At 61.1% G+C, this 2,111-nt stretch carries 3 protein-coding genes; all 3 read left to right on the top strand.

Annotated features, from left to right (window positions below):
- The coding region (locus GXX82_16285; protein ID NLT24602.1) for an iron ABC transporter permease at positions 1 to 801 on the top strand (801 nt) is incomplete at its 5' end.
- Positions 801 to 1,643 carry an ABC transporter ATP-binding protein gene (locus tag GXX82_16280; protein ID NLT24601.1) on the top strand — a complete coding sequence of 281 codons (843 nt, stop codon included), beginning with the start codon at positions 801 to 803 and terminating at the stop codon, positions 1,641 to 1,643. The genes GXX82_16285 and GXX82_16280, both read left to right, overlap by 1 nt.
- Before the next feature lie 4 nt (positions 1,644 to 1,647).
- The coding region (locus tag GXX82_16275) for a molybdopterin molybdenumtransferase MoeA (protein NLT24600.1) at positions 1,648 to 2,111 on the top strand (464 nt) is incomplete at its 3' end.

The raw sequence follows: 2,111 nt of genomic DNA, 5'->3' as shown, positions 1-2,111 counted from the left end.
GTCTTTGTCGGAGCGTCGCTGTCCATCTCCGGGGCGGCCTTTCAGGCAATGTTCTTGAACCCTCTTGTCTCACCAGGCATCCTGGGCGTGCTCGCGGGAGCATCCTTCGGCGCCGCCCTCGGGATGATACTCTCAAAGAGCTGGTTCTTCGTACAGGCAAGCTGTTTTGTGTTCGGTTTTCTGGCCGTTATGGCGGCGGTTGGCGTTGCCCGCTTTTACAAGGGCAATTCGATCATCCTCCTGATTCTCGGCGGGGTAATAAGCGGTGCGCTTTTCACTTCCCTTTTGTCCATCGTGAAGTACCTCGCCGACCCTTACAATCAGCTTCCCGCGATAGTCTACTGGCTCATGGGCGGTCTCACCCTCGCCGATGCGGGCACCATCAGGGGAACCGCCATCCCCGTCGTTGCCGGTGTGGGCCTCATCATCTCCCTGTCGGGATACCTCAACGTCCTCAGCATGGGTGACGAGGAGGCGCGGGCCATGGGTGTTCCCGTCGAACGTATCCGGATCGTTCTCATCGTCATGGCCACGATGCTGAGCGCCATCACCGTCGTGCTCGCGGGAATGGTCGGCTGGGTCGGGCTCATAATCCCCCATATCTCGAGGATGATCGTCGGACCCGACAACCGCGTGCTCATCCCGGTAAGCGCCCTCGTCGGGGCACTGTACCTCGTGGCCGTCGACGACGTTTCGCGCCTTCTCTTCACAACGGAGATACCCCTGGGGATCATCACCTCCCTTGTGGGTATACCTTTCTTCGTCGTGGTCCTCAAGAGGGCCGGCAGGGGGTGGAGCTGATGGCGCTCATGGAGATACGGCACGTCACCTTCGCGTACAGGGAAAAACCGGTTCTGAAAGACGTCAGCGTGGAGATCGGCGAGGGAGAGGTCGTCACTCTCCTCGGGCCAAACGGGAGCGGGAAAAGCACCCTTCTCAAGGTTATCATCGGCCTTATCAGGCCGGGACAGGGCACCGTCCGGCTTGCCGGCCGGGATATCTCGTCCATCCCGCAGAAGGAACTGGCGAGGCAGATAGCCTACGTTCCCCAGTTCCACAAGGGCACCTTTCCCTACAGGGTCTCCGACGTCATCCTCATGGGCCGGATGCCCCACAAGAGGTTCTTCTTCCGGTACTCGCGGGAAGACATGGACATCGCACAGACTGTGATGGAGAGACTTTCCATCACGCATCTCGCCGAACGTCCCTACACGGAGATAAGCGGGGGTGAAAGGCAGCTCACCCTTATCGCGCGAGCGCTGGCACAGGGGGCGCACATCTTTGTCATGGACGAACCCGCAAGCGGCCTCGACTACGGCAATCAACTCAGACTGCTTGAACACATTGCGGCCCTGTCCAAGGAGGGGTACACCTTCATCAAATCGACCCACTCACCGGAACACGCCCTCTGGATAGCTGACCGCGCCGTCATGATCCGGAAGGGGGCGATCATCGCCGACGGGCACTGCGACAACGTCGTGAACAGCGAAACCCTGCTGCAGCTTTACAACACCAGGGTCAACGTCATCAGACTGAACGGGTCACTGCGCGTCTGCGTGCCCGAGATGCTTGAGGACAACGGCGCGCACGAAGGAACGGGGTACCGGCCCATGTCCGTCGAGGCCCGAACCCTGGGGAGGTGAGACAATGATCAGTTACGAGAAGGCGCTGGAGATGGTGCTCGACCACGTTCGCGTACTCAGGCCGGAAAGACGGGCCATCCTCGAAAGCGCTGGTCAGGTGGCGGCGCAGGATGTCCTTTCCGATATCGATCTGCCCCCGGCCGACATAGCGGGACCGGACGGGTATGCCGTCAGGTCCTCCGACCTCCTGACGGCGGGCAGGGATACCCCTGTCACCCTCAGCATCATCGGAACCACCCGAGCGGGACGGTCGACGAAAAGAACCGTCAGACCGGGAACCGCCATCCGGATCATGGCAGGTTCCCTGGTTCCCGAAGGAGCCGACTGCGTCGTCCCTTTTGAAGACACGGATGAGCCCGGGGACAAGAACGGGCCGAACCGGGAAAATCCGTCGACGGTCAATGTCTTCTCCGCCGCGGAGAGAGGGACCGGCATCCGCCGCGCGGGAAGCAACGTGAAGAAGGGGAC

This window comes from Syntrophorhabdus sp., assembly GCA_012719415.1.
Taxonomy (GTDB): Bacteria; Desulfobacterota; Syntrophorhabdia; order Syntrophorhabdales; family Syntrophorhabdaceae; genus Delta-02.
This window is presented reverse-complemented; position numbering and strand designations above follow the sequence as displayed.